Raw genomic sequence first — 20,202 nt, 5'->3', positions numbered from 1 at the left:
CCCCTATCTGATGAACAGGCCGGATGCAGCCTGGTTGGCGAGGTCGAGCATGGGCTGCGGGAAGAGCCCCACTCCTACCGTAACCAGCAGCGAGATCGCGATGACGGCCACGGTCCCCATACTGGGCACCGCGATCGAGGGGCCGTCGGCCGCCGGTTCGCTGAAGAACATCAGGACGATGACGCGCACGTAGAAGAACGCGGCGATCGCGGAGGCGATGACGCCCAGCACGACCAGCCCGGTCATCCAGCCCCCGAGCGAGTCACCGGCCTCGGACCCGCTGGCCAGCGCGGCGGCGAACACGGCGTACTTGCCGAAGAAGCCGCTGGTCAGCGGGATGCCGGCGAAGGCCAGCAGGAAGAACGCGAAGATGCCGGCCAGGATCGGCGCGCGCTTGCCCAGCCCGGCCCAGCGGGACAGGTGGCCCGCCTCGCCTCCGGGATCGCGCACCATCGTGACCACCGCGAACGCGCCGACCGTGGTGATGCTGTAGACGAGCAGGTAGAACAGGATCGCCGAGAGCGACTTGGCGTTCTGCAGGCTCTTGTCGAACGTGGCCATGACGCCGATCAGCAGGAAGCCCGCGTGCGCGATCGAGGAGTAGGCCAGCATGCGCTTGATGTCGGTCTGCGTGATCGCCAGGATCGCGCCGACCACCATCGTCAGGGCCGCGACGGCCCACATGACCGGCCGCCAGTCCCAGTCCATGTTGCCCAGCGCCACCCAGAACACCCGCAGCACGGCGCCCACGGCCGCGACCAGCGTGCCGGAGGCCATGAGCGCGGTGATGGGCGTCGGAGCACCCTGGTAGACGTCCGGCTTCCAGGCCTGGAACGGCGCCGCGCCGATCTTGAACAGCAGACCGACACCGAGCAGCGAGAGCCCGAGCAGCAGGATCGGGTCGAGCAGCGAGCCGGTGGCCAGGGCCTTGCTGATGCCGGTGAACGACACCGTCCCGGCGTAGCCGTAGACCATGGCCGTGCCGTACAGGAAGAACGCCGAGGAGAACGCGCCCAGCAGGAAGTACTTCATCGACGCCTCCTGCGACAGCAGGCGGCGACGGCGGGCCAGGCCGCACAGCAGGTACAGCGGCAGCGACATGACCTCAAGGCCGACGAACATGGTCAGCAGGTCATGAGAGGCGGGGAAGAGCAGCATGCCGCCGACCGCGAAGAGCACCAGCGGGTAGACCTCGGTGTGCGAGCCACCGGCGGCCTCGGCCTCCTCCTCGTCGGCGCTGCCGGGCACGGCCGCCGCCGAGGCGACGAAGTGACCCTCGTCGTTGATCATCAGCACGCAGACGAACGACAGGACGAGGATGATGCCCCAGATGAACAGCGAGGGCCCGTCGACCGCGACCGCGCCCATGGCGACCGGGGCCGTCGGCACGGCGCCCTTGACCACCTGCAGGATGACCAGCGCGAACGCACCGGCCAGCGACAGCAGGGTGACGGGCACCTGGATCGACTTACGCAGGTACCGCGGCGCGAACGCCTCTACGAGCACGCCGACGACGGCCGCGCCGAAGACCAGCAGCATCGGCGCCAGCGTGCCGTATTCGATGGTCGGCGCCACGACAGCGTCGTTCACTGGCCGGCCCCCTTCTCAGCGATAGCCGGGTTGTCCACTTTCACGTTGACCAGCGTCTGGGTGACCGTGGGGTTGATCACGTCGAGCAGCGGCTTGGGGAAGAAGCCGAAGCCGATGATCAGCGCGACGAGCGGCGCGAGCACGACGATCTCGCGCACGTTCAGGTCCTTGAACGCCTTGACCGACTCGGCGGTCGGCCCGTTCATCGCCCGCTGCACCATCCACAGGATGTAGACGGCGGCCAGGATCACGGCGAGCGCGGAGACGATCGCCGCGACCGCGAGCGCGCCGGAGCCGAAGGCGGTGCTGGAGTAGGTGCCGATCATCACCATGAACTCGCTGACGAACGACGACAGCCCCGGCAGCGACAGCCCGGCCAGACCGGCGATCAGGAAGAAGCCGGCCAGCAGCGGGGTGACCTTCTGCACGCCTCCGTAGTCGGCGATGTGCGGCGAGCCGCGCCGGGCGATGAGGAACCCGGCGGCCAGGAACAGCGCGCCGGTGGCGAAGCCGTGGTTGACCATGTAGAGCGCGGCGCCGGACTGCGACACCTGCGACATGGCGAACACGCCCATCACGATGAAGCCGAAGTGCGAGATCGACGTGTAGGCGATGAGCCGCTTCATGTCGGTCTGCCCGATGGCCACGATCGCGCCGTAGATGATGCTGATGACCGCGAGCACCACGATCGGCATCGTGAACGCCTTGGCCGCGTCGGGGAACAGCTCCAGGCAGAACCGGAGCATGCCGAACGTACCCACCTTGTCGAGCACGCCCACGAGCAGGACGGCGGCACCCGCCGGAGCCTGCGCGGCCGCGTCGGGCAGCCAGGTGTGCACCGGCCAGAGCGGCGCCTTGATCGCGAAGGCGATGAAGAACCCGGCGAACAGCCACTTCTGCGTCGCGGGGTCCTGGATGGCGCCGACGAGCTCGGGGAACATGAACGTGTTCTTGCCCGCGACCACGTACAGCGCGATGACCGCGACCAGCATGAGCAGGCCGCCGAACAGCGAGTACAGCAGGAACTTGACGGCCGCGTACGACCGCTGCGCACCGCCGTACGACCCGATCATGAAGTACATCGGGATCAGCATGGCTTCGAAGAACACGTAGAACAGGAAGATGTCGGTCGCCGCGAAGACGCCGATCATCATCGCTTCCAGCACCAGCAGCAGCGAGAAGTACGTCTTGACCGACCGCTTCGGGGTGATCAGCGTGCCGTCGGCGCTCTGTGTGCCGTCGGCGTCGTGCCAGGAGGCGAGCACCACGATCGGCACCAGCACCGCCGACAGCGCGATCAGGACGAGCGCGATGCCGTCGACGCCGACCCCGAACTTCACGCCGAAGCTCGGGATCCAGTCGTAGACCGCCTGGAACTGGAACCTGGGGCCGCCGGTCTTGAACTGGACCGCCACCACGAGCGTCAGCGCCAGCACGACCAGGGACACCAGCAGCGTGACCTGCTTGGCCAGCTTGTCACTGCCCTTGGGAAGCAGGGCCACCACGATGGCGCCCAGGACGGGCACCGCCATGAGTATCGGGAGCCAGGGTGACATCAGATGTTCCCAACGAGGAGCAGGGCGCCTGCCAGGAGGGCAGCACCGAACAGGATGGACAGCGCGTAGGTTCTGGCGAAGCCCGTCTGGATCCGCCTGAGACGCCCCGAGGTCCCGCCGATGCCCGCCGCCAGGCCGTTGACCAGCCCGTCGATGCCGCGGTTGTCGAAGTACACCGCGAAGCGGGTCAGCCACTGGCCGGGACGCATGAACAGGGACTCGTTGAGCGCGTCGCCGTACAGGTCGCGGCGGGCGAACGTGGTGAGGAACGAACCGCGCGGCGCCACGGCGGGCACCTCGGCCCTGCCGTACCTGGCCCAGGCGAAGCCAGCCCCGATGGCGACCAGCGCCAGCGTGGCGAGACCGGCCGTGCTGAACGGGTCGAACTCCGGCCTCTCCGACAGCGGGGGCGCACCGACCGCCGGCGCCAGGAAGTCCATCAGCCGGTTGCTGATGATCAGGTAGCCACCCAGGAAGACCGCGCCGATCGACAGGATGATCAGCGGCCACGTCATGACCGCGGGCGACTCGTGCGGGTGCGCGTCCTTCTCCCACCGCTTCTCGCCGAAGAAGGTCATGAAGACCATCCGCGACATGTAGAAGCCGGTGATGCCCGCCCCCAGCACGGCCAGCCAGCCGAGCACCGGCGCGTGATGAACCGCGGTCTCGATAATGCCGTCCTTCGTGAAATATCCGGACAGCAGGGGGAACCCGATGATCGCCAGATAGCCGATGAAGAACGTCGCGAAGGTCGTCCGCATGTACTTGCGCAGCCCGCCGTACTTCCGCATGTCCACTTCATCGTTCATGGCATGCATGACCGACCCGGCCCCGAGGAACAGGTCGGCCTTGAAGAAGCCGTGCGTGATCAAGTGGCCGATCGCGAAGGCGTAACCCACCGGACCGAGGCCCGCGCCGAGCATCATGTACCCGATCTGCGACATCGTAGAGCCCGCCAGGCCCTTCTTGATGTCGTCCTTCGCGCAACCGATGATGGCACCGGCCAGCAGCGTGGCCGCGCCGACGATCGAGACGGCCAGCGCCTGCGGGGACCCCTCCGGGAAGAAGAACGCCCCGGAGCGGACCACCAGGTAGACACCGGCGGTGACCATGGTCGCCGCGTGGATGAGGGCGGAGACCGGGGTCGGGCCCTCCATCGCGTCGAGCAACCACGACTGCAGCGGGAGCTGCGCCGACTTACCGCAGGCCCCGAGGAGCAGCAGCAGGCCGATCGCGGTGACCGCGCCGCCGGACGGCGGGCTCTTGGCGATCTGCGCGCCCAGCTCGCTGAAGGTCAGCGTGTGGAAGGTGACCAGGATGACGAACATCCCGACCAGCAGCCCGAAGTCACCGACCCGGTTGACGATGAACGCCTTCTTGGCCGCGACCGCCGCCGAGGGCTTGAACTGCCAGAACCCGATGAGCAGGTACGACGCCAGACCCACGCCCTCCCAGCCGATGAACAGCCCCACGTAGTTGTGGGCCAGCACCAGCAGGAGCATCGCGGCGACGAAGAGGTTCAGATAGGAGAAGAACCGGCGCCGCTCCGGGTCGTGCGCCATGTAGCCGATCGAGTAGATGTGGATCAGCGATCCGACACCCGTGATCAGCAGCGCGAAGCTGATCGACAGCGGGTCGATCAGCAACCCCATGTCGACCATGCCGGGAATGAACTCATACAGATGTACGGCCTGGCGGCGCTGATCAGCCGGCAGACCGATGAGCTCCAGGAAGGTCAGCACCGCCACGACGAACGAGGCGAGGGACATGGCCACGCCCAGCAGATGGCCCCACCGGTTCGTCATGCGTCCGAGGATCAGCAGGATCGCCGCACCCAGCAACGGGAAGGCGATCATCAGCCAAGAGGCCCCGATCATGCCGCCGGCGGTGTGCTGGACGATCTCAACAGGAGATTCCACCAGTCACCTCTTAGTACTTCAGCAGGTTGGCGTCGTCTACCGACGCGGACCTGCGGGTTCGGAAGATCGTCACGATGATGGCCAGGCCGACCACAACCTCGGCCGCGGCCACCACCATCACGAAGAACGCGATGATCTGACCTTCGAGGTTGCCGTTCTGCCGGGCGAAGGCGACGAAAGCGAGGTTGCACGCGTTGAGCATGAGCTCGACGCACATGAACACCACGATCGCGTTACGCCGGATGAGCACGCCCATCGCGCCGATGGCGAACAGCAGGCCCGACAGGACGAGGTAATGGGTGGTCACTTGGACTCCTCCTCAACCGACTCAATCGACTCAGCCGAATCAGCCGACTCGACGGCGGCCCTGTGCTTGATGGCCTCGGCGAGCTTCGGGTCCTCGGGAAGATGACCCTGCTCGACGTCGTACCGCGCGATGTAGCGGTTGACCGAGCTCTCCGCGACCGAGCCGTCGGGCAGCAGCGCCGGCATGTCGATGGCGTTGTTCCTGGCGTAGGTGCCGGGTCCGGGCAGCGGCGACGGGCGGTCGCCGAGGAACCGGGCGCGGGCCAGGTCCTTCTGCGTGGGCCGTACGGTCAGCCGCTCGCGGTGTGCCAGCACCATCGCGCCGAGCGCGGCGGTGATCAGCAGCGCCGAGGTGATCTCGAAGGCGAAGACGTACTTCGTGAACAGCAGCAGCGCCAGCGCCCGGATGTAGCCGGCCTGCCCGATGGCCGAGGCCAGCCCCGTCTGGTTGGCGAAGACCGCGTTGCCGATGGCCAGGATGACCAGCGCGGCGAACCCGACGGCGGCGAGCGCGGCCCAGACGCGCTGGCCCTTCAGCGTCTCGACCAGCGAGTCGGAGGAGTCGACGCCGACCAGCATGAGCACGAACAGGAAGAGCATCATGACGGCGCCGGTGTAGACGATGATCTGCACCGCGGCCAGGAAGGGCGCGTCCTGCACGGCGTAGAGGACCGCCAGGCAGAGCATCACGGTGCCGAGCATCAGCGCCGAGTAGACGGCCTTGCGGTTGAACACCATGCCGAGCGCAGCGCCGACGGATACGACGGCGAGCACCCAGAACGTAATGGTCTCACCCATTGGTCCGTCCCAGCCGGTAGTAGTCCTCTTCGGTCTCCCCGAGCCGCATGGGGTGCGGAGGCTGCTCCATCCCCTGGGTCAGAGGCGCGAGCAGCATCTCCTTGGTGAAGATGAGGCTCTCGCGGTTGGTGTCGGCCAGCTCGTACTCGTTGGTCATCGTGAGGGCCCGGGTCGGGCACGCCTCGATGCACAAGCCGCAGAGGATGCACCGCAGATAGTTGATCTGGTAGGTGCGGCCGTAACGCTCACCCGGCGAGAAGCGCTCCGCGTCGGTGTTGTCGGCGCCTTCCACGTAGATGGCGTCGGCCGGGCACGCCCACGCGCACAGCTCGCAGCCGACGCACTTCTCCAGCCCGTCGGGCCAGCGGTTGAGCTGGTGCCGCCCGTGGAAGCGCGGCGCTGTCGGCCTCTTCTCCTCCGGGTAGTTGACCGTGACGGGCTTCTTGAACATCGTGTGGAAGGTGACCCCGAAGCCTTTGACGGGGTTCAGCCAATCAGTTAGTCCCACTGGGAATCTCCTTGTGCTGCACCCCGTGGTAGTGCGGCAGGTCGAGCGGCGGCACAGGGAAGCCACCGGCCGTTGGCTCGTCGGACAGCTCCTCGAACTCCGCCTCGACCTCCGCCTTCCTCGCTTCCTTGCGGCGCTGGTTCACGGTGTCGAACCGGGCCCAGATGCCGAGCGCGCCGACGATAACGATCACCGCGACCACCATGACGGGTGCCAGGGTGCCCTCGAAGCCGGCTTCGCCGTTCTTGACGTACATGACGGTCCGGATCGTGGCGACCAGCATGATCCACGCCAGGTTGACCGGGATGAGAACCTTCCACCCCAGCGACATGAGCTGGTCGTAGCGGACGCGCGGCAGCGAGGCCCGCACCCACACCACGAAGCAGAAGACCAGCACGAACTTGACGAAGAACCAGAGCAGCGGCCACCAGCCCTCGTTCGCCCCGGCCCAGAACCACGTGATCGGGAACGGCGCCCGCCACCCGCCGAGGAACAGCGTGATGGCCATCGCCGAGGCGACGAAGGTGTGCAGGTATTCGCCCATCATGATCAGCGCGAACTTCAGCGACGAGGAGTACTCGGTCTGGAAGCCACCGACCAGCTCGCCCTCACCCTCGGGCAGGTCGAACGGGATACGCGCGGCCTCACCGAAAGCGCAGAACACGTAGATCAGGAACGACGGCAGCAGCAGGACGACGTACCAGGAGGGCATCGACATACCCCACAGCTGGCCGCCGGACGCCTGCGACTTGACGATCTCCGACGTCGACAGCGTCCCCGCGAACAGGAACACGCCGACGAACGACAGACCCATCGCGATCTCGTACGAGACCACCTGCGCCGCCGACCGGAGCCCGCCCAGCAGCGCGTACGGCGAGCGCGACGACCACCCGGCCAGCACCACGCCGTAGACCGAGATGGCGCCCATGGCCAGCATGAACAGCACGGCCACCGGCAGGTCGACCAGCTGCAGCGGCGTCCGCACGCCGAACAGGTTGACCATCGGCCCGAACGGGGTGATCGAGAAGGCCAGGAAGGCCGGGATCACCATGATGACCGGGGCCATCAGGTAGAGCACCTTGTCGACGGTCCGCGGGAAGAGGTCTTCCTTCAGGCCCATCTTGATGCCGTCGGCCACCGACTGGAGCAGGCCGAACTTGCCCGCCCGGTTGGGGCCGAAGCGGTTCTGCATCCTGGAGATCAGCTTCCGTTCGAACCAGACGCCGAACAGGATGCAGAGCATCAGGAAAGCGAACAGCATCACGGCCTTGATGATCGTGATCCAGAGCGGATCCTTGCCGAAGTCGGCAAGGGTCGGATCAGTCGCGAGAACAGGGATCATGAGGCGCTCCCGATCGTGACGATGTCGCCGGTCGACGCGCCGAGATCGCGCGTGACCGAGCAGCCGCCGGAGTTCGCCGGCACCCAGACCACCCGGTCCGGCAGGTCGGCGACGCGTACCGGCAGCGTGACAGCGTTGGGACCTTGGCCGCCGACGACCAGCTTGTCGCCGTCGACGACACCGATCTCCGCCGCCGTGCTCTCCGAGACCAGCGCCTCCGCGGCGCGGGCGGTGCCCGCGAGGTACGGCTCGCCGTCCTGCAGGCGGCCTTCGTCGAGCAGCAGGTGCCAGGTCGCCAGCACCGCCTCGCCGGTCCGCGGCGCGGGCTGCGAGCGGGTGGCGGTGCTGGGCGCGGCGACGCGAGTGCCCCGCCAGGAGCCCATCGCGCTCAGCTCGCGCCGGGCGGCCGCGGCGTCGGGCAGGCCCAGGTGGACGTCCATCCGGTCGGCCAGGCTGCCGATCACGGCCAGGTCGCTCCGCAGGCCGGGCACCCGGAGCGGGGCCTCGAACGAGCGGCCCCTGCCCTCCCAGTTGACGAACGTGCCGTCCTTCTCCTGCACGGCGGCGACCGGCAGGACCACGTCGGCCCGGTCGGTGACCGCGCTGGCGCGGATCTCCAGGCTGACGATGAACGGGGTGTGCTCCAGCGCGGCCAGCGCGGCGCCCGGGTCGGCCAGGTCGTAGGGGTCGACACCGGCCACGACCAGCGCGTCGAGCTCCCCCTCCAGGGCCGCGAGCAGCATGCCCGTGGTGTCGCGCCCCGGCGTGTCGGGCAGTGCGCCCACGTTCCACGCCCTGGCGACCTCCGCCCTCGCGACCTCGTCGCCGACCGGGCGGCCGATGGGCAGCAGGTTGGGCAGCGCACCGGCCTCGACCGCGCCCCGCTCGCCGGCCCTGCGCGGGATCCAGGCGAACTTGGCGTCCGAGGCGGCGATGAGCCGTACCAGCGCGGACAGCGCGCCGGGGACCGTGGCGAGCCGCTCGCCGGCGAGCACGATCGTGCCCTCGGCAAGCGAGCCGACCAGGTCGCCGATCGCGTCGGCCTCCGCGCCCGGCGCGGTGCGGATGAGCGTGCCGCCCATCTTGGCCAGGCCGTTGGTGGCGAACGGAGCGATCGCCGTGACCTTGAGCCCCTTCTTCATCCACGCCTTGCGCAGGCGCAGGAAGACGATGGGCGACTCCTCCTCGGGCTCGAACCCGACCAGCAGCACGGCCGGGGCGCTCTCGAGGTCGCTGTAGGAGACCTCGATGCCCTTGCCGGCCACCGCGTGCGCCAGGAACTGCGTCTCCTCCACGGAGTGCGGCCTGGCGCGGAAGTCGATGTCGTTGCTGCCGAGGGCGAGCCGGGCGAACTTGGCGTACGCGTAGGCGTCCTCGACCGTCACCCGGCCGCCGACCAGCACACCGGCCTTGCCGCGCGCGGCGGCCAGGCCCTTGGCCGCGACGCTGAGCGCCTCCGGCCAGGAGGTGGGTTCGAGCACGCCCTCCTCGTTGCGGACCAGCGGCATCTTGAGGCGGTCGGGCTCCGTGGCGTAGGAGAACGCCCAGCGGCCCTTGTCGCAGTTCCACTCCTCGTTGACCTGCGGGTCGTTGCCCGCCAGGCGGCGGGTGACCCGGCCGCGCCGGTGGTCGGTGCGCAGGCTGCAGCCGGAGGCGCAGTGCTCGCACGCGCTCGGCGTGGAGATCAGGTCGAACGGCCTGGCCCGGAACCGGTAGGCGGCGCCGGTCAGCGCGCCGACCGGGCAGATCTGCACCGTGTTGCCGGAGAAGTAGGAGTCGAACGGCTTGCCGTCGGCGACGCCCACCTGCTCCTTGGCCCCGCGCTCGAAGAAGTCGATGAACGGGTCGCCGGCGATCTGGTCGGAGAAGCGGATGCAGCGCGCGCACTGGACGCAGCGCTCGCGGTCGAGCAGCACCTGGGTGGACAGCGGCAGCGGCTTGGGGAAGGTCCGCTTCTGCTCCTGGAACCTGGACTCGCCCTGTCCGTTGGACATCGCCTGGTTCTGCAGGGGGCACTCGCCGCCCTTGTCGCAGACCGGGCAGTCGAGCGGGTGGTTCATGAGCAGCAGCTCCATGGCCCCGCGCTGCGCCTTTTCGGCGACCGGCGAGGTGAGCTGGGTCTGCACCACCATGCCCTCGGCGACGTCGATCGCGCAGGACGGCTGCGGCTTCGGGAAGCCGCGGCCGTTGCCGGCGTCGGGGATGTCGACCAGGCACTGGCGGCAGTTGGCCGCCGGGTCGAGCAGCGGGTGGTCGCAGAAGCGCGGGATCTGGATGCCCAGCAGCTCTGCCGCCCTGATGATCAGGGTGCCCTTCGGGACGCTGATCTGGAACCCGTCGATGGTGAGGGTTACCAGACTGGTCTCTACGGCGGTTGTTGTCACTGGTCACCCCAGAGAGTGGACTTCTTCGCGTCGAACGGGCAGCCGCCGACCTCGAAGTGCTTGAGGTACTCGTCGCGGAAGTACTTCACCGAGGAGTGGATCGGGCTCGTCGCGCCGTCACCGAGCGCGCAGAACGAGCGGCCCAGGATGTTGTCCGCGATGTCGGTGATCGTGGACAGGTCCTCCTCGGTGCCCTGGCCCTTCTCCAGGCGCTTGAGCACCTGCTTGAGCCAGTAGGTGCCCTCGCGGCACGGCGTGCACTTGCCGCACGACTCGTGGGCGTAGAACTCCGTCCAGCGCAGCACCGTACGGACCACGCAGGTCGTCTCGTCGAAGATCTGCAGCGCCCGGGTGCCGAGCATGGAGCCCTTGGCGCCGACGGACTCGAAGTCCAGCGGCACGTCCAGGTGCTCATTGGTGAAGATCGGCGTGGACGAGCCGCCCGGGGTCCAGAACTTGATCTCGTGCCCCTCGCGGATCCCGCCCGCCATGTCGAGCAGCTCGCGCAGCGTGATGCCGAGTGGCGCCTCGTACTGGCCGGGCCGGGTGACGTGGCCGCTCAGCGAGAAGATGCCGAAGCCCTTGGACTTCTCGGTGCCCATCCCGGCGAACCAGTCAGCCCCGTTGGTCACGATTGAGGGAACACTGGCCACAGACTCCACGTTGTTCACAACAGTAGGCGAGGCATAAAGGCCCGCCACGGCCGGGAACGGGGGCTTGAGCCGCGGTTGACCTCTGAAGCCTTCGAGCGAGTCGAGCAGTGCCGTCTCCTCGCCGCAGATGTACGCCCCCGCGCCGCTGTGCACGACGAGTTCGAGGTCGTAGCCGGAGCCGAGGATGTCGCTGCCGAGGTAGCCCTTCTCGTACGCCTCGCGCACGGCCGCGTGCAGCCGGCGGATCACGTGCAGCACCTCGCCCCGCACGTAGATGAAGGCGTGGTTGGCCCGGATCGCGTACGCGGTGATGATGACGCCCTCGACCAGCGAGTGCGGGTTGGCCATCATCAGCGGGATGTCCTTGCAGGTGCCCGGCTCCGACTCGTCGGCGTTGACGACGAGATAGTGCGGCTTGCCGTCACCCTGCGGGATGAAGCCCCACTTCATGCCGGTCGGGAAGCCCGCGCCGCCGCGGCCGCGCAGTCCCGAGTCCTTGACGGCCTGGATGACCGCGTCGGGGTCCATCCCCAGCGCCTTCTTGGCCGCCTCATACTCGCCGTAACCGGCGAGGGTGAAGGAGTTGGCCTGGTCCCAGTTCGCGGTCAGGACCGGGGTGAGAGTCGTGCTCATGCCTCTGGGGCCTTCCATCCGTTGGCCTTGGCGACCTTGAGGCCCTCCAGCGAGGGGCCCGCCGCCGACGGGCCGTCGCCCGCCAGGTCGTCGGGCAGGCCCGCGAGCACTCGCGAGGCCTCCTTGAAGGTACAGAGCTTCTTCGGCCCCCTGGTCGGGCGTACGTCCTTGCCGTCACGCAGGTCGTCGACGAGCTGCTTGGCCGACTCGGGCGTCTGGTTGTCGAAGAACTCCCAGTTGACCATCATGACCGGCGCGAAGTCGCAGGCCGCGTTGCACTCGAGGCGTTCGAGCGAGACCTTGCCGTCGCTGGTCGTCTCCTCGTGGCCGACGCCTACGTGCTCCGACAGCTCTTCCCAGATCTGGTCGCCGCCCATGACGGCGCAGAGCGCGTTGATGCAGACGCCGACGTGGTAGTCGCCGGCCGGCTTGCGCTTGTACATGGTGTAGAACGTCGCGACGCCGACGACCTCGGCCTTGCTGATGCCCAGCAGCTCCGCGCAGAACTCCTGCCCGTCGTCGGAGACGTGACCGTCTTCGGACTGCACGAGATGGAGCAGCGGCAGCAGCGCCGACCGCGTCTTCGGGTAGCGCCCGATGATTTCCTTGGCGTCTCGTTCGAGACGCTCTCGGACTTCCGGTGAGTAAGTCACCGGTCCACACCTCCCATGACGGGGTCGATAGATGCCACCGCGGCGATGACGTCGGCGACCTGGCCGCCCTCCGCCATCGCGGGGAAGCCCTGCAGGTTGCAGAAGGACGGCTCGCGGAAGTGGACGCGGTAGGGGCGGGTGCCGCCGTCGCTCACCACGTGCGCGCCGAGCTCGCCCTTGGGCGACTCGATCGACGCGTACGCCTGCCCGGCCGGCACCCGGAATCCCTCGGTCACCAGCTTGAAGTGGTGAATGAGGGCCTCCATGGAGCTGCCCATGATGTGCGCGATGTGGTCGGGCGAGTTGCCGAACCCGTCGGGGCCCAGCGCGAGCTGCGCGGGCCAGCCGATCTTCTTGTCCTCGATCATCACGGGGTCGCCCTTGAGCGGCCCGGCGATGCGGTCGAGGGCCTGCTCGACGATCTTGAGCGACTCCTCCATCTCCCGCATCCGGACCAGGTAGCGGGAGAACACGTCGCAGCCGCGCTCGGTCGCCACCTCGAACTCGTAGGTCTCGTACCCGCAGTAGGGCTGCGACTTGCGCAGGTCCCACGGCAGGCCCGCGGACCGCAGGATCGGCCCGGTGATGCCCAGGGCCATGCAGCCGGTCAGGTCGAGGTAGCCCACGTCCTTGGTGCGGCGCAGGTAGACCGGGTTCTCGTCGAGCAGCTTGCGGATGTCCTTGATCCGCTGCGGCATGATCTTGAGGAACTCGCCGATCTTGTCGACCGCGCCCGCGGGCAGGTCCACGCTCACGCCACCGGGGCGGACGTAGGCGTGGTTCATGCGCAGCCCGGTGATGTACTCGAACAGGTCCATGATCAGCTCGCGGTCGCGGTAGCCGAACAGGAACGGCGTGGTCGCGCCCAGCTCCATGCCGAACGTGCCCATCGCCACCAGGTGCGAGGAGATCCGGTTGAGCTCCATCATCATCACGCGGATGGCCTGGGCCCGATCGGGGATCCGGTCCTCGATGCCGAGCAGCTTCTCGACGCCCAGGCAGTAGGCGGTCTCGTTGAAGATCGGCGAGAGGTAGTCCATGCGGGTGACGAACGTGGTGCCCTGGGTCCAGGTGCGGTATTCCAGGTTCTTCTCGATGCCGGTGTGCAGGTAGCCGATGACGCTGCGCGCCTCGGTGACCGTCTCACCGTCGAGGGTCAGCACCAGCCGCAGCACCCCGTGCGTGGACGGGTGCTGCGGGCCCATGTTGATGACCAGCCGCTCGTCCTCGGAGTCGCGGACACCGCTGACGACCTCGTCCCAGTCCGCGCCGGTGACCGAGTAGACCTTGCCCTCGGTCGCCTCGTCGTATCCGGTGGTCACGAGTCAACCTCACTTCGTTCGTCAACGCTCAGCTCGATGCTCACGCGTACGACCTCCTCTGGTCGGGCGCGGGAATCGTGGCGCCGCGGTATTCGACCGGGATGCCGCCGAGCGGATAGTCCTTGCGCTGCGGGTGGCCGTCCCAGTCGTCCGGCATCATGATGCGGGTCAGGCCGGGGTGGCCGTCGAAGATGATCCCGAAGAAGTCCCACGCCTCGCGCTCGTGCCAGTCGTGGCCCGGGTAGACGCCGACGGTCGAGGGAATGTGCGGGTCCTCGTCGGGGGCGCTCGTCTCGACGCGGACGCGCCGGTTGTGGGTGATCGAGCAGAGGTGGATGACCGAGTGCAGCTCCTCACCCTTCAGGTGCGGGTAGTGCACACCGGAGACGCCGAGCGAGAGCTCGAACCGCAGGGCGGGCTCGTCGCGGAGCTTCTGGCACACCTCGACGAGCCGCTCCCGCTTCACGTGCAGGGTCAGCTCGCCCCGGTCGACGACCACCCGCTCGATGGCGTCGTCCATGGCCAGCGTGTCGACCAGCTCGTCGAAGTAGCCGCCGTACGGGCGAGGCGTGGAGAGCTGGGGTGCCCGCCGTACGACGAGGCCGCCGTAACCGGAGGTGTCACCCGTGCCGGTCGCGCCGAACATGCCGCGCCGGGCCACGGGCGGCTCGGGGACCGCCGGCACCTCGGGGACCTCGGCGTTGGTGGGGACCTCGGGGAGGTTGTCGGGCGAGGTCACTTCGCGGCCCCCTGGTCGATCAGCGGCAGCGTACGCAGCGCCTGCAGTTCGAGCTCGTCGATCTGCTTGGCGCGGTGGGCGCCGAACTTCATGTTCTGGATCTTGTCGTGCAGCTTCACGATCGCGTCGATCAGCATCTCCGGCCGCGGCGGGCAGCCGGGCAGGTAGATGTCGACCGGGACGATGTGGTCCACGCCCTGCACGATGGCGTAGTTGTTGAACATGCCGCCGCTCGAGGCGCACACGCCCATCGAGATGACCCACTTGGGCTCGGCCATCTGGTCGTAGATCTGCCGCAGGACGGGAGCCATCTTCTGTGACACGCGTCCGGCGACGATCATCAGGTCGGCCTGGCGAGGAGACGCCGAAGCGCGCTCCATGCCGAAGCGCGCCAGGTCGTAGTGGGGGCCACCGGTGGCCATCAGCTCGATGGCGCAACAGGCGAGGCCGAACGTGGCCGGCCATACGGAGTTCTTGCGCGCCCAGCCCGCGGCCTGCTCGACCGTGCTGAGGATGAACCCGCTGGGGAGTTTCTCTTCAAGTCCCATTTCTAGTCCCAGTCCAGACCCTTGCGGCGCCACACGTACGCGTAGGCCACGAGCACGGTGACGATGAACAGCAGCATCTCGACAAGCGCGAACACCCCGAGGCCCGAGGAGAGCACGCTGCCCGCGTCGTTCTTCAGCGGCGCGAAGGAGACAGCCCAGGGGTAAAGGAAAATGATCTCGATGTCGAACACGATGAAGAGCATCGCGGTGATCATGTATTTCAGCGGGAACCGTCCGCCACCGACCGGCTGGGGCGTCGGCTCGATGCCGCATTCGTATGCGTCAAGCTTGGCGCGGTTCCAGCGCTTGGGACCGGTGAAGGGAGCGATGGCGACCGAGAAGATCGCGAAGCCCCCCGCGAGAACGGCGAGCACCAGGATGGGCACGTAAAGGTCCATCGCTACGCCTCCTCTGGAGTCGCCACGCGCGCGGGCGCGCAGCCTGATCTATGACTTTGCCGGGTGAGTGTGAGGTTCATGCTGGTGGCGCGACCTTCGAGAGTGCGTTTATGATCTTGTCCGACGCATCGCCTCGCCGGTCGGTGAGATTACCAAGGAGTTTGAGCGCGAAGCGCATCAGCCTCGGGTGTGGCAACCCGTGCCGCGTTCCGAAGCTCATCACCCCTGGCTTCCCGATCGCCTCGACGAACCACCGGCCAAGCGTGAAATATCCGCCGTAGGCGTCCTTCAACACTTGAGGATAGGTGCGCAGGATCCGTTCCTGCTGCGCGGGGGTGGTCCCGCGCAGCGCCTTGACGATGGTCTCGGCGGCGATCTCGCCGGTCTCCATGGCGTACGCGATGCCCTCGCCGTTGAACGGGTTGATCGCCCCGCCGGAGTCGCCGACGAGCACGAGGCCGCGGGTGTAGTGGGGCTGGCGGTTGAAGGCCATCGGGAGCGCGGCGCCGCGGATCGGGCCCGTCATGTTCTCCTCGGTGAAGCCCCACTCCGCGGGCATCGCCTTGCACCAGCGCTTGAGCAGATCGCGGTAGTCGATGCTCTTGAACTGGTCGCTGGTGTTGAGCAGGCCCAGCCCCACGTTCGCGGTGCCGTCGCCGACGCCGAACACCCAGCCGTAGCCGGGCAGCAGCGTGTCGCCGTCCCACAGCTCCAGCCACGTCTCCAGGTAGTCGTCGTCGTGGCGCGGGCTCTCGAAATAGGTCCGTACGGCCACGCCCATCGGGCGGTCCTCGCGCTTGTGCAGCCCCATGCCCAGGGCCAGCCGGGTGCTGTTGCCGTCGGCGGCCACCACCAGACGGCCGCGGTAGGTCACCCCGTCCTTGGTCGTCACCCCGACCACATGACCGCTGCGGTCGTCGAGCACGGGGCCGGTGACGTTCACGCCCTCCATCAGCCGCACCCCGGCCTTGACGGCGTTGGCGGCGAGGATCTGGTCGAAGTCCTGGCGCGTGCGTACGAGGCCGAAGTCGGGGAAGCGGTCGAGTTTCGGCCAGTCGAGCTCGAACCGGTGCCCGCCACCCACCACCCGCAGGCCCTTGTTCCTGATCCAGCCGGGCGCGTCGATGTCGACACCCATGTTGAGCAACTGCTTGACCGCTCTGGGGGTCAGGCCGTCGCCGCAGACCTTCTCGCGGGGGAACTTCGTCTTCTCCAGGAGCAGCACGTCGAACCCGGCGAGAGCGAGGTAAAAGGCGGTTGCGGAACCGGCGGGACCGGCGCCGACGACGATGACGTCGGCGTCAGCCTGCATGGCTGCTGGCACGGTCACTGGACTGTCCTGTCCTACACGCTCGAAGGCCTCGGGGTGTGGCGCCTTCGTTCTCTTGTGAACCCCTTCACAAACTTGTCGGCCCGCAGTCTAACGCTTTTCCTGGACAAAGTGTCAGCCGGGGGGCGGTCTTCGCACGAACGAAAACCCTCCGTCGGAGACGAAGGGCCCTGGGTGGTCGCCACGGGGAGATCAGACCTCGAACTCGCGGACGTGCACCGGGCGGACTCCTTCGTAGCGTCACGGATATATCGGAGCCTATCGTGCCGAATGTGACGTGCGTTACAACGACGGCGCCGAACACTGTCACACTCCGTAACCGAAACGCTACACCAGCCCGCCCGCGAATTACCTAGAACCATCCCCGTCCGGAGCCGCGTCGGCCCGAACAACGGCTAATTCCCGCGATAAGCGCTATCTCCCGGCGGTGATATCCGCAAGGCCGGCCCGAGAAGCATTAATGGCGACTCAGACGGGCTTGAACCCCCTGTGCACCGCGACGATGCCCATGGTGAGATTGCGCCACGCCACCCGCTCCCAGCCGGCTTCCTGAATGGTGCGCGCGAGCGTCGGCTGGTCGGGCCAGTCCCTGATCGACTCGGCCAGATAGGCATAGGAGTCGTCGTTAGACCCGAAGACCGTGGCCACCCGCGGCAGCAGCTTCATCAGGTATTCGCGGTAGACCAGGTCGAAGGCGCCGACCGTCACGTGCGAGAACTCCAGGATCACCAGCCGGCCGCCCGGCTTCGTCACGCGCAGCATCTCCCGCAACGCCTGCGCGGTGTCGTGCACGTTGCGCAGCGCCACCGAGATCGTCACCGCGTCGAAGGCGTCGTCGGCGAACGGCAGCCGCAGCGCGTCGCCCGCGATGAATGGGACCCCCGCCCCGCTCAGCGCGTTGCCACCGTGCCGGCGCACCCCTGTGCGCAGCATCCCGAGGGAGAAGTCCGAGGCGATCGCGCGGGCGCCGAGCGTGGTGAACGCGTCGGTGGACGTGCCGGTGCCGGCTCCCAGGTCGAGCACGATCTCGCCGGGCCCGGCGTCGACGGCGGCGGCCACCGCCTTGCGCCAGAACCGCACCTGTCCCAGGGAGATCACATCGTTGACCAAGTCATAGCGCCGGGCCGTGCGATCGAACATCGCGGCGACCTGATCCGGCTGCTTGTCCAGTTGAGCACGCGTCATGGCCCAAGCCTATGACCATCGCGACAATCGACGGAAAGTAGCCGCATGATTACCCACCGTCTGCTAGAAATTGCCGAATGTTTGTACGTGTCGCCCTCGCGGCGATCATCGCCACGGCCCCCGTCGCGCACCCGCGCGTCGTGTCGGCCGACCCGGTCGACACCACCCCGCACGTGCTCGACGGGATCGTCAACTCCATCACCCTGGTCGGCGGCACCGTCGTCGTGGGCGGCTCGTTCAGCGAGGTCGCCGACGCCTCGCGGACCCACACCTACACCCGCGACAACGTCTTCGCCTACAGCCTCGCCACGGGACACATCCTGCGCTACTTCGCACCGCAGGTCGACGGGACCGTCTACAGCCTGGCCCCCGGCGACGGCGGCACGGTCTACGTCGGCGGCGACTTCTCCTCGGTCGGCGAGACGCAGGCCACGGCGCTGACCAAGCTCAACCTCATCGACGGGTCGGTCATAAAGGACTTCGCGCCCGGCGTCTCCGGCGGGACGGTGACCACGCTGGCCAGGCGCGGCGGGCAGCTCTACGCGGGCGGCGACTTCACCCGGCCGCGCACGGCCCTGGCCAGGCTCGACGCGTCGAGCGGCGCGGCCGACCCGAGGTTCACGATCACACCGGGGACGCCGCTGGCGCCCAGGGTGAAGGTCTACGCGCTCGCCGTGACCGCCGAACGGCTCGCGGTCGACGGCAACTTCACCACGCTCGACGGGCTGTCGCGACCGCAGCTCGGGCTGATCGACGTACGCGGTGGCGGGGCCAAGGTGGCCGACTGGCGGACCGAGGCGTACGTCCCCAAATGCATGGAGGCCTTCCCCTCCTACGTACGCGGCCTGGATTTCGCGCCCGACGGCAGCTATTTCGCCGTCGTCACCACTGGCGGCCCGATAGGCGGCAAGCGGCTGTGCGACAGCACGGCCAGATTCGAGACGTACGGCAGCGGCGAGCGAATCACACCCACCTGGGTCAACAAGACCGGCGGCGACTCGCTCTACGCGGTGGCGGTGACCGGTGCGGCGATCTACGTCGGCGGGCACCAGCGGTGGCTGAACAATCCACTGGGCCACGACTCAGCCGGGCCGGGAGCGGTGCCCCGCGAGGGCATCGGTGCCATTCATCCGCGCACCGGAATGGCGCTGACTTGGAATCCTGGCAGGGAGCGCGGCATCGGGGTCAAGGCATTTCTGGTGTACAGCGGTGGACTACTCGTTGGTAGTGACACAACTCGACTCGGACGGGAGTACCATGCCCGGATTGGCATGTTCCCCCTGCCCTAGTCGCTCTGTGGCTTGGGTCGGTCGATCTTGTCGCTGATGCGTGTGCTTACGGCGTCACGCTGCTTCGACAGCAAGACGTAGCTGGCTATGCCACTGATCAAGAAAGTCACGATGATCAGCACCAGTGGATTTTGCAGGCCAAGCAGGCGCAGGACACCTAGCGTCACGACAAACAGACCGATCCGCGACGCGGTGTAAACGAGAACGGGATGCACAGGATCGAGGTTACTCGCCCTGTGTGGACGGTCGCTCTTCGCATCGGGCGCGGGCACTGCTAGTGTTCCCAGTTAGGATGTTTCGTAAAGAAACACCCACGAGAGCCCCAAAGAGGCTCTATCATATAACAATCGGGCAGTCAGCTGATAACAACCCGTGATCTTTGTCGAAAACCACGGATAAATCAGGCTTCGCTCGACACACTGGTTACCTGTCCGCCCGCTGGCAGGAAGCGGGATGCGAGGGGGAGAGATTGGTGGAGAGTAGCAGCGAGCGTCTGCTGACCCCAGGAGAGGTTGCCGCCCTCTTCCGGGTAGACCCAAAGACGGTTACACGCTGGGCCGCGGCAGGCCGCATCAGCAGTATCCGCACCCCCGGAGGGCATCGGCGGTTCCGCGAGTCGGAAGTGCACGCCCTTCTTAGAGGCGAGGACGTTCTAACGGCCGAGCGGTCGGCCGAGTCCCCGCGTTTTTGACGTTCCATCAGACGGTGGTCCTGCATGCAGGATCGCCGTCTCCCCCTGCCCAGGAAACGCCGGCTGAGCATCTCCCGGGGCCCTGGCACGGGCTCGGCCGCCGCCACCGCCCTAGGCGTCTTCCTGTTCGGCCTTGAAGGCCAGGAACTCCTGCTCCAGGTCGTCGTTGTCCGTCAGCCAGCGCTCCCGGCGTTCCGCCGCCTCCTCCTCCGTCAGGGACTCCGGTAGCCACGTGTCGTAGTCGGGATCGCCGGGTTCGAGTTCCACGTACGCGTTGCCGATGAGACGCCCGTCTTCGCTGGTCAGGCTCTGCGGCACGCGCAGGGTCCCGTCAGCGAGCCGGATGACGTACATGGCT

The 20,202-nt window shown here is 67.7% G+C and carries 20 protein-coding genes; 2 read left to right on the top strand and 18 right to left on the bottom strand.

Annotation, left to right across the window (positions count from 1 at the left end):
• Nucleotides 1–3: 3 nt before the first annotated feature.
• The 16 genes from nuoN to AB0B91_RS54820 form a co-directional block, all read right to left on the bottom strand.
• Nucleotides 4–1,590 (bottom strand): NADH-quinone oxidoreductase subunit NuoN, encoded by a 1,587-nt coding sequence (gene nuoN, locus AB0B91_RS54895; protein ID WP_358339557.1) that lies wholly within the window; start codon nt 1,588–1,590, stop codon nt 4–6.
• Nucleotides 1,587–3,146: an NADH-quinone oxidoreductase subunit M gene (locus AB0B91_RS54890; protein WP_358339555.1), complete on the bottom strand. Its 1,560-nt coding sequence runs from the start codon at nt 3,144–3,146 to the stop codon at nt 1,587–1,589. Before AB0B91_RS54890 ends, nuoN begins: the two co-directional genes overlap by 4 nt.
• Nucleotides 3,146–5,023, bottom strand: a complete 1,878-nt coding sequence (gene nuoL, locus AB0B91_RS54885) for an NADH-quinone oxidoreductase subunit L (RefSeq protein ID WP_358339770.1) — start codon at nt 5,021–5,023, stop codon at nt 3,146–3,148. Before nuoL ends, AB0B91_RS54890 begins: the two co-directional genes overlap by 1 nt.
• 52 nt (nt 5,024–5,075) lie before the next feature.
• Nucleotides 5,076–5,372, bottom strand: a complete 297-nt coding sequence (gene nuoK / locus AB0B91_RS54880; RefSeq protein ID WP_214640635.1) for an NADH-quinone oxidoreductase subunit NuoK — start codon at nt 5,370–5,372, stop codon at nt 5,076–5,078.
• Nucleotides 5,369–6,169 (bottom strand): NADH-quinone oxidoreductase subunit J, encoded by an 801-nt coding sequence (locus tag AB0B91_RS54875; RefSeq protein WP_358339553.1) that lies wholly within the window; start codon nt 6,167–6,169, stop codon nt 5,369–5,371. The genes nuoK and AB0B91_RS54875 overlap by 4 nt, the downstream gene beginning before the upstream one ends.
• The gene (nuoI, locus tag AB0B91_RS54870) at nt 6,162–6,677 is read right to left on the bottom strand and encodes an NADH-quinone oxidoreductase subunit NuoI (protein WP_214640637.1); all 516 of its coding nucleotides are present in this window, start codon (nt 6,675–6,677) and stop codon (nt 6,162–6,164) included. The genes AB0B91_RS54875 and nuoI overlap by 8 nt, the downstream gene beginning before the upstream one ends.
• Nucleotides 6,664–8,019: an NADH-quinone oxidoreductase subunit NuoH gene (nuoH, locus tag AB0B91_RS54865; protein ID WP_358339552.1), complete on the bottom strand. Its 1,356-nt coding sequence runs from the start codon at nt 8,017–8,019 to the stop codon at nt 6,664–6,666. The genes nuoI and nuoH overlap by 14 nt, the downstream gene beginning before the upstream one ends.
• Complete coding sequence (locus tag AB0B91_RS54860; protein WP_358339550.1) at nt 8,016–10,403, bottom strand: NADH-quinone oxidoreductase subunit G; 2,388 nt, start codon at nt 10,401–10,403, stop codon at nt 8,016–8,018. Before AB0B91_RS54860 ends, nuoH begins: the two co-directional genes overlap by 4 nt.
• Nucleotides 10,400–11,689, bottom strand: coding sequence for an NADH-quinone oxidoreductase subunit NuoF (gene nuoF / locus AB0B91_RS54855; protein ID WP_358339548.1), 1,290 nt, complete (start codon nt 11,687–11,689; stop codon nt 10,400–10,402). Before nuoF ends, AB0B91_RS54860 begins: the two co-directional genes overlap by 4 nt.
• Entirely contained in the window at nt 11,686–12,342 is a 657-nt protein-coding gene (gene nuoE, locus AB0B91_RS54850; protein ID WP_358339546.1) for an NADH-quinone oxidoreductase subunit NuoE, read from the bottom strand. Before nuoE ends, nuoF begins: the two co-directional genes overlap by 4 nt.
• The gene (locus tag AB0B91_RS54845; RefSeq protein ID WP_358339544.1) at nt 12,339–13,664 is read right to left on the bottom strand and encodes an NADH-quinone oxidoreductase subunit D; all 1,326 of its coding nucleotides are present in this window, start codon (nt 13,662–13,664) and stop codon (nt 12,339–12,341) included. The genes nuoE and AB0B91_RS54845 overlap by 4 nt, the downstream gene beginning before the upstream one ends.
• Before the next feature lie 40 nt (nt 13,665–13,704).
• Entirely contained in the window at nt 13,705–14,349 is a 645-nt protein-coding gene (locus tag AB0B91_RS54840; RefSeq protein ID WP_358339768.1) for an NADH-quinone oxidoreductase subunit C, read from the bottom strand.
• Between the two features lie 50 nt (nt 14,350–14,399).
• Nucleotides 14,400–14,951 (bottom strand): NADH-quinone oxidoreductase subunit B, encoded by a 552-nt coding sequence (locus AB0B91_RS54835; RefSeq protein ID WP_219529166.1) that lies wholly within the window; start codon nt 14,949–14,951, stop codon nt 14,400–14,402.
• A 2-nt stretch (nt 14,952–14,953) separates the two neighbouring features.
• Nucleotides 14,954–15,349 carry an NADH-quinone oxidoreductase subunit A gene (locus tag AB0B91_RS54830; RefSeq protein ID WP_214640645.1) on the bottom strand — a complete coding sequence of 132 codons (396 nt, stop codon included), beginning with the start codon at nt 15,347–15,349 and terminating at the stop codon, nt 14,954–14,956.
• 76 nt (nt 15,350–15,425) lie between these two features.
• A complete protein-coding gene (locus AB0B91_RS54825; RefSeq protein WP_358339766.1) occupies nt 15,426–16,661 on the bottom strand; it encodes a geranylgeranyl reductase family protein in 1,236 nt (411 codons plus the stop codon).
• 486 nt (nt 16,662–17,147) lie between these two features.
• A complete protein-coding gene (locus tag AB0B91_RS54820) occupies nt 17,148–17,864 on the bottom strand; it encodes a demethylmenaquinone methyltransferase (protein WP_358339542.1) in 717 nt (238 codons plus the stop codon).
• 77 nt (nt 17,865–17,941) lie between these two features.
• Here AB0B91_RS54820 and AB0B91_RS54815 point away from each other — a divergent pair, with 77 nt between their 5' ends.
• On the top strand, nt 17,942–19,153 hold the full coding sequence (locus AB0B91_RS54815; protein WP_358339540.1) for a hypothetical protein: 1,212 nt from the start codon (nt 17,942–17,944) through the stop codon (nt 19,151–19,153).
• Here the strand turns inward: AB0B91_RS54815 and AB0B91_RS54810 are convergent.
• Nucleotides 19,150–19,368 carry a DUF4229 domain-containing protein gene (locus tag AB0B91_RS54810; protein ID WP_219529163.1) on the bottom strand — a complete coding sequence of 73 codons (219 nt, stop codon included), beginning with the start codon at nt 19,366–19,368 and terminating at the stop codon, nt 19,150–19,152. The two genes, AB0B91_RS54815 and AB0B91_RS54810, sit on opposite strands and share 4 nt — an antisense overlap.
• 257 nt (nt 19,369–19,625) lie before the next feature.
• On the opposite strand from AB0B91_RS54810, the gene AB0B91_RS54805 reads away from it, so the two are divergent.
• Nucleotides 19,626–19,844, top strand: coding sequence for a BldC family transcriptional regulator (locus AB0B91_RS54805; RefSeq protein ID WP_219529162.1), 219 nt, complete (start codon nt 19,626–19,628; stop codon nt 19,842–19,844).
• 111 nt (nt 19,845–19,955) lie between these two features.
• Here the strand turns inward: AB0B91_RS54805 and AB0B91_RS54800 are convergent, their stop codons facing one another.
• Complete coding sequence (locus AB0B91_RS54800; protein WP_219529161.1) at nt 19,956–20,198, bottom strand: hypothetical protein; 243 nt, start codon at nt 20,196–20,198, stop codon at nt 19,956–19,958.
• Between the last annotated feature and the right edge of the window lie 4 nt (nt 20,199–20,202).

This window comes from Nonomuraea sp. NPDC049141, assembly GCF_040648415.1.
Lineage (GTDB): Bacteria > Actinomycetota > Actinomycetes > Streptosporangiales > Streptosporangiaceae > Nonomuraea.
The sequence above is the reverse complement of the archived record's forward strand: the minus strand, read 5'-3'. Positions and strand labels throughout refer to the sequence as shown.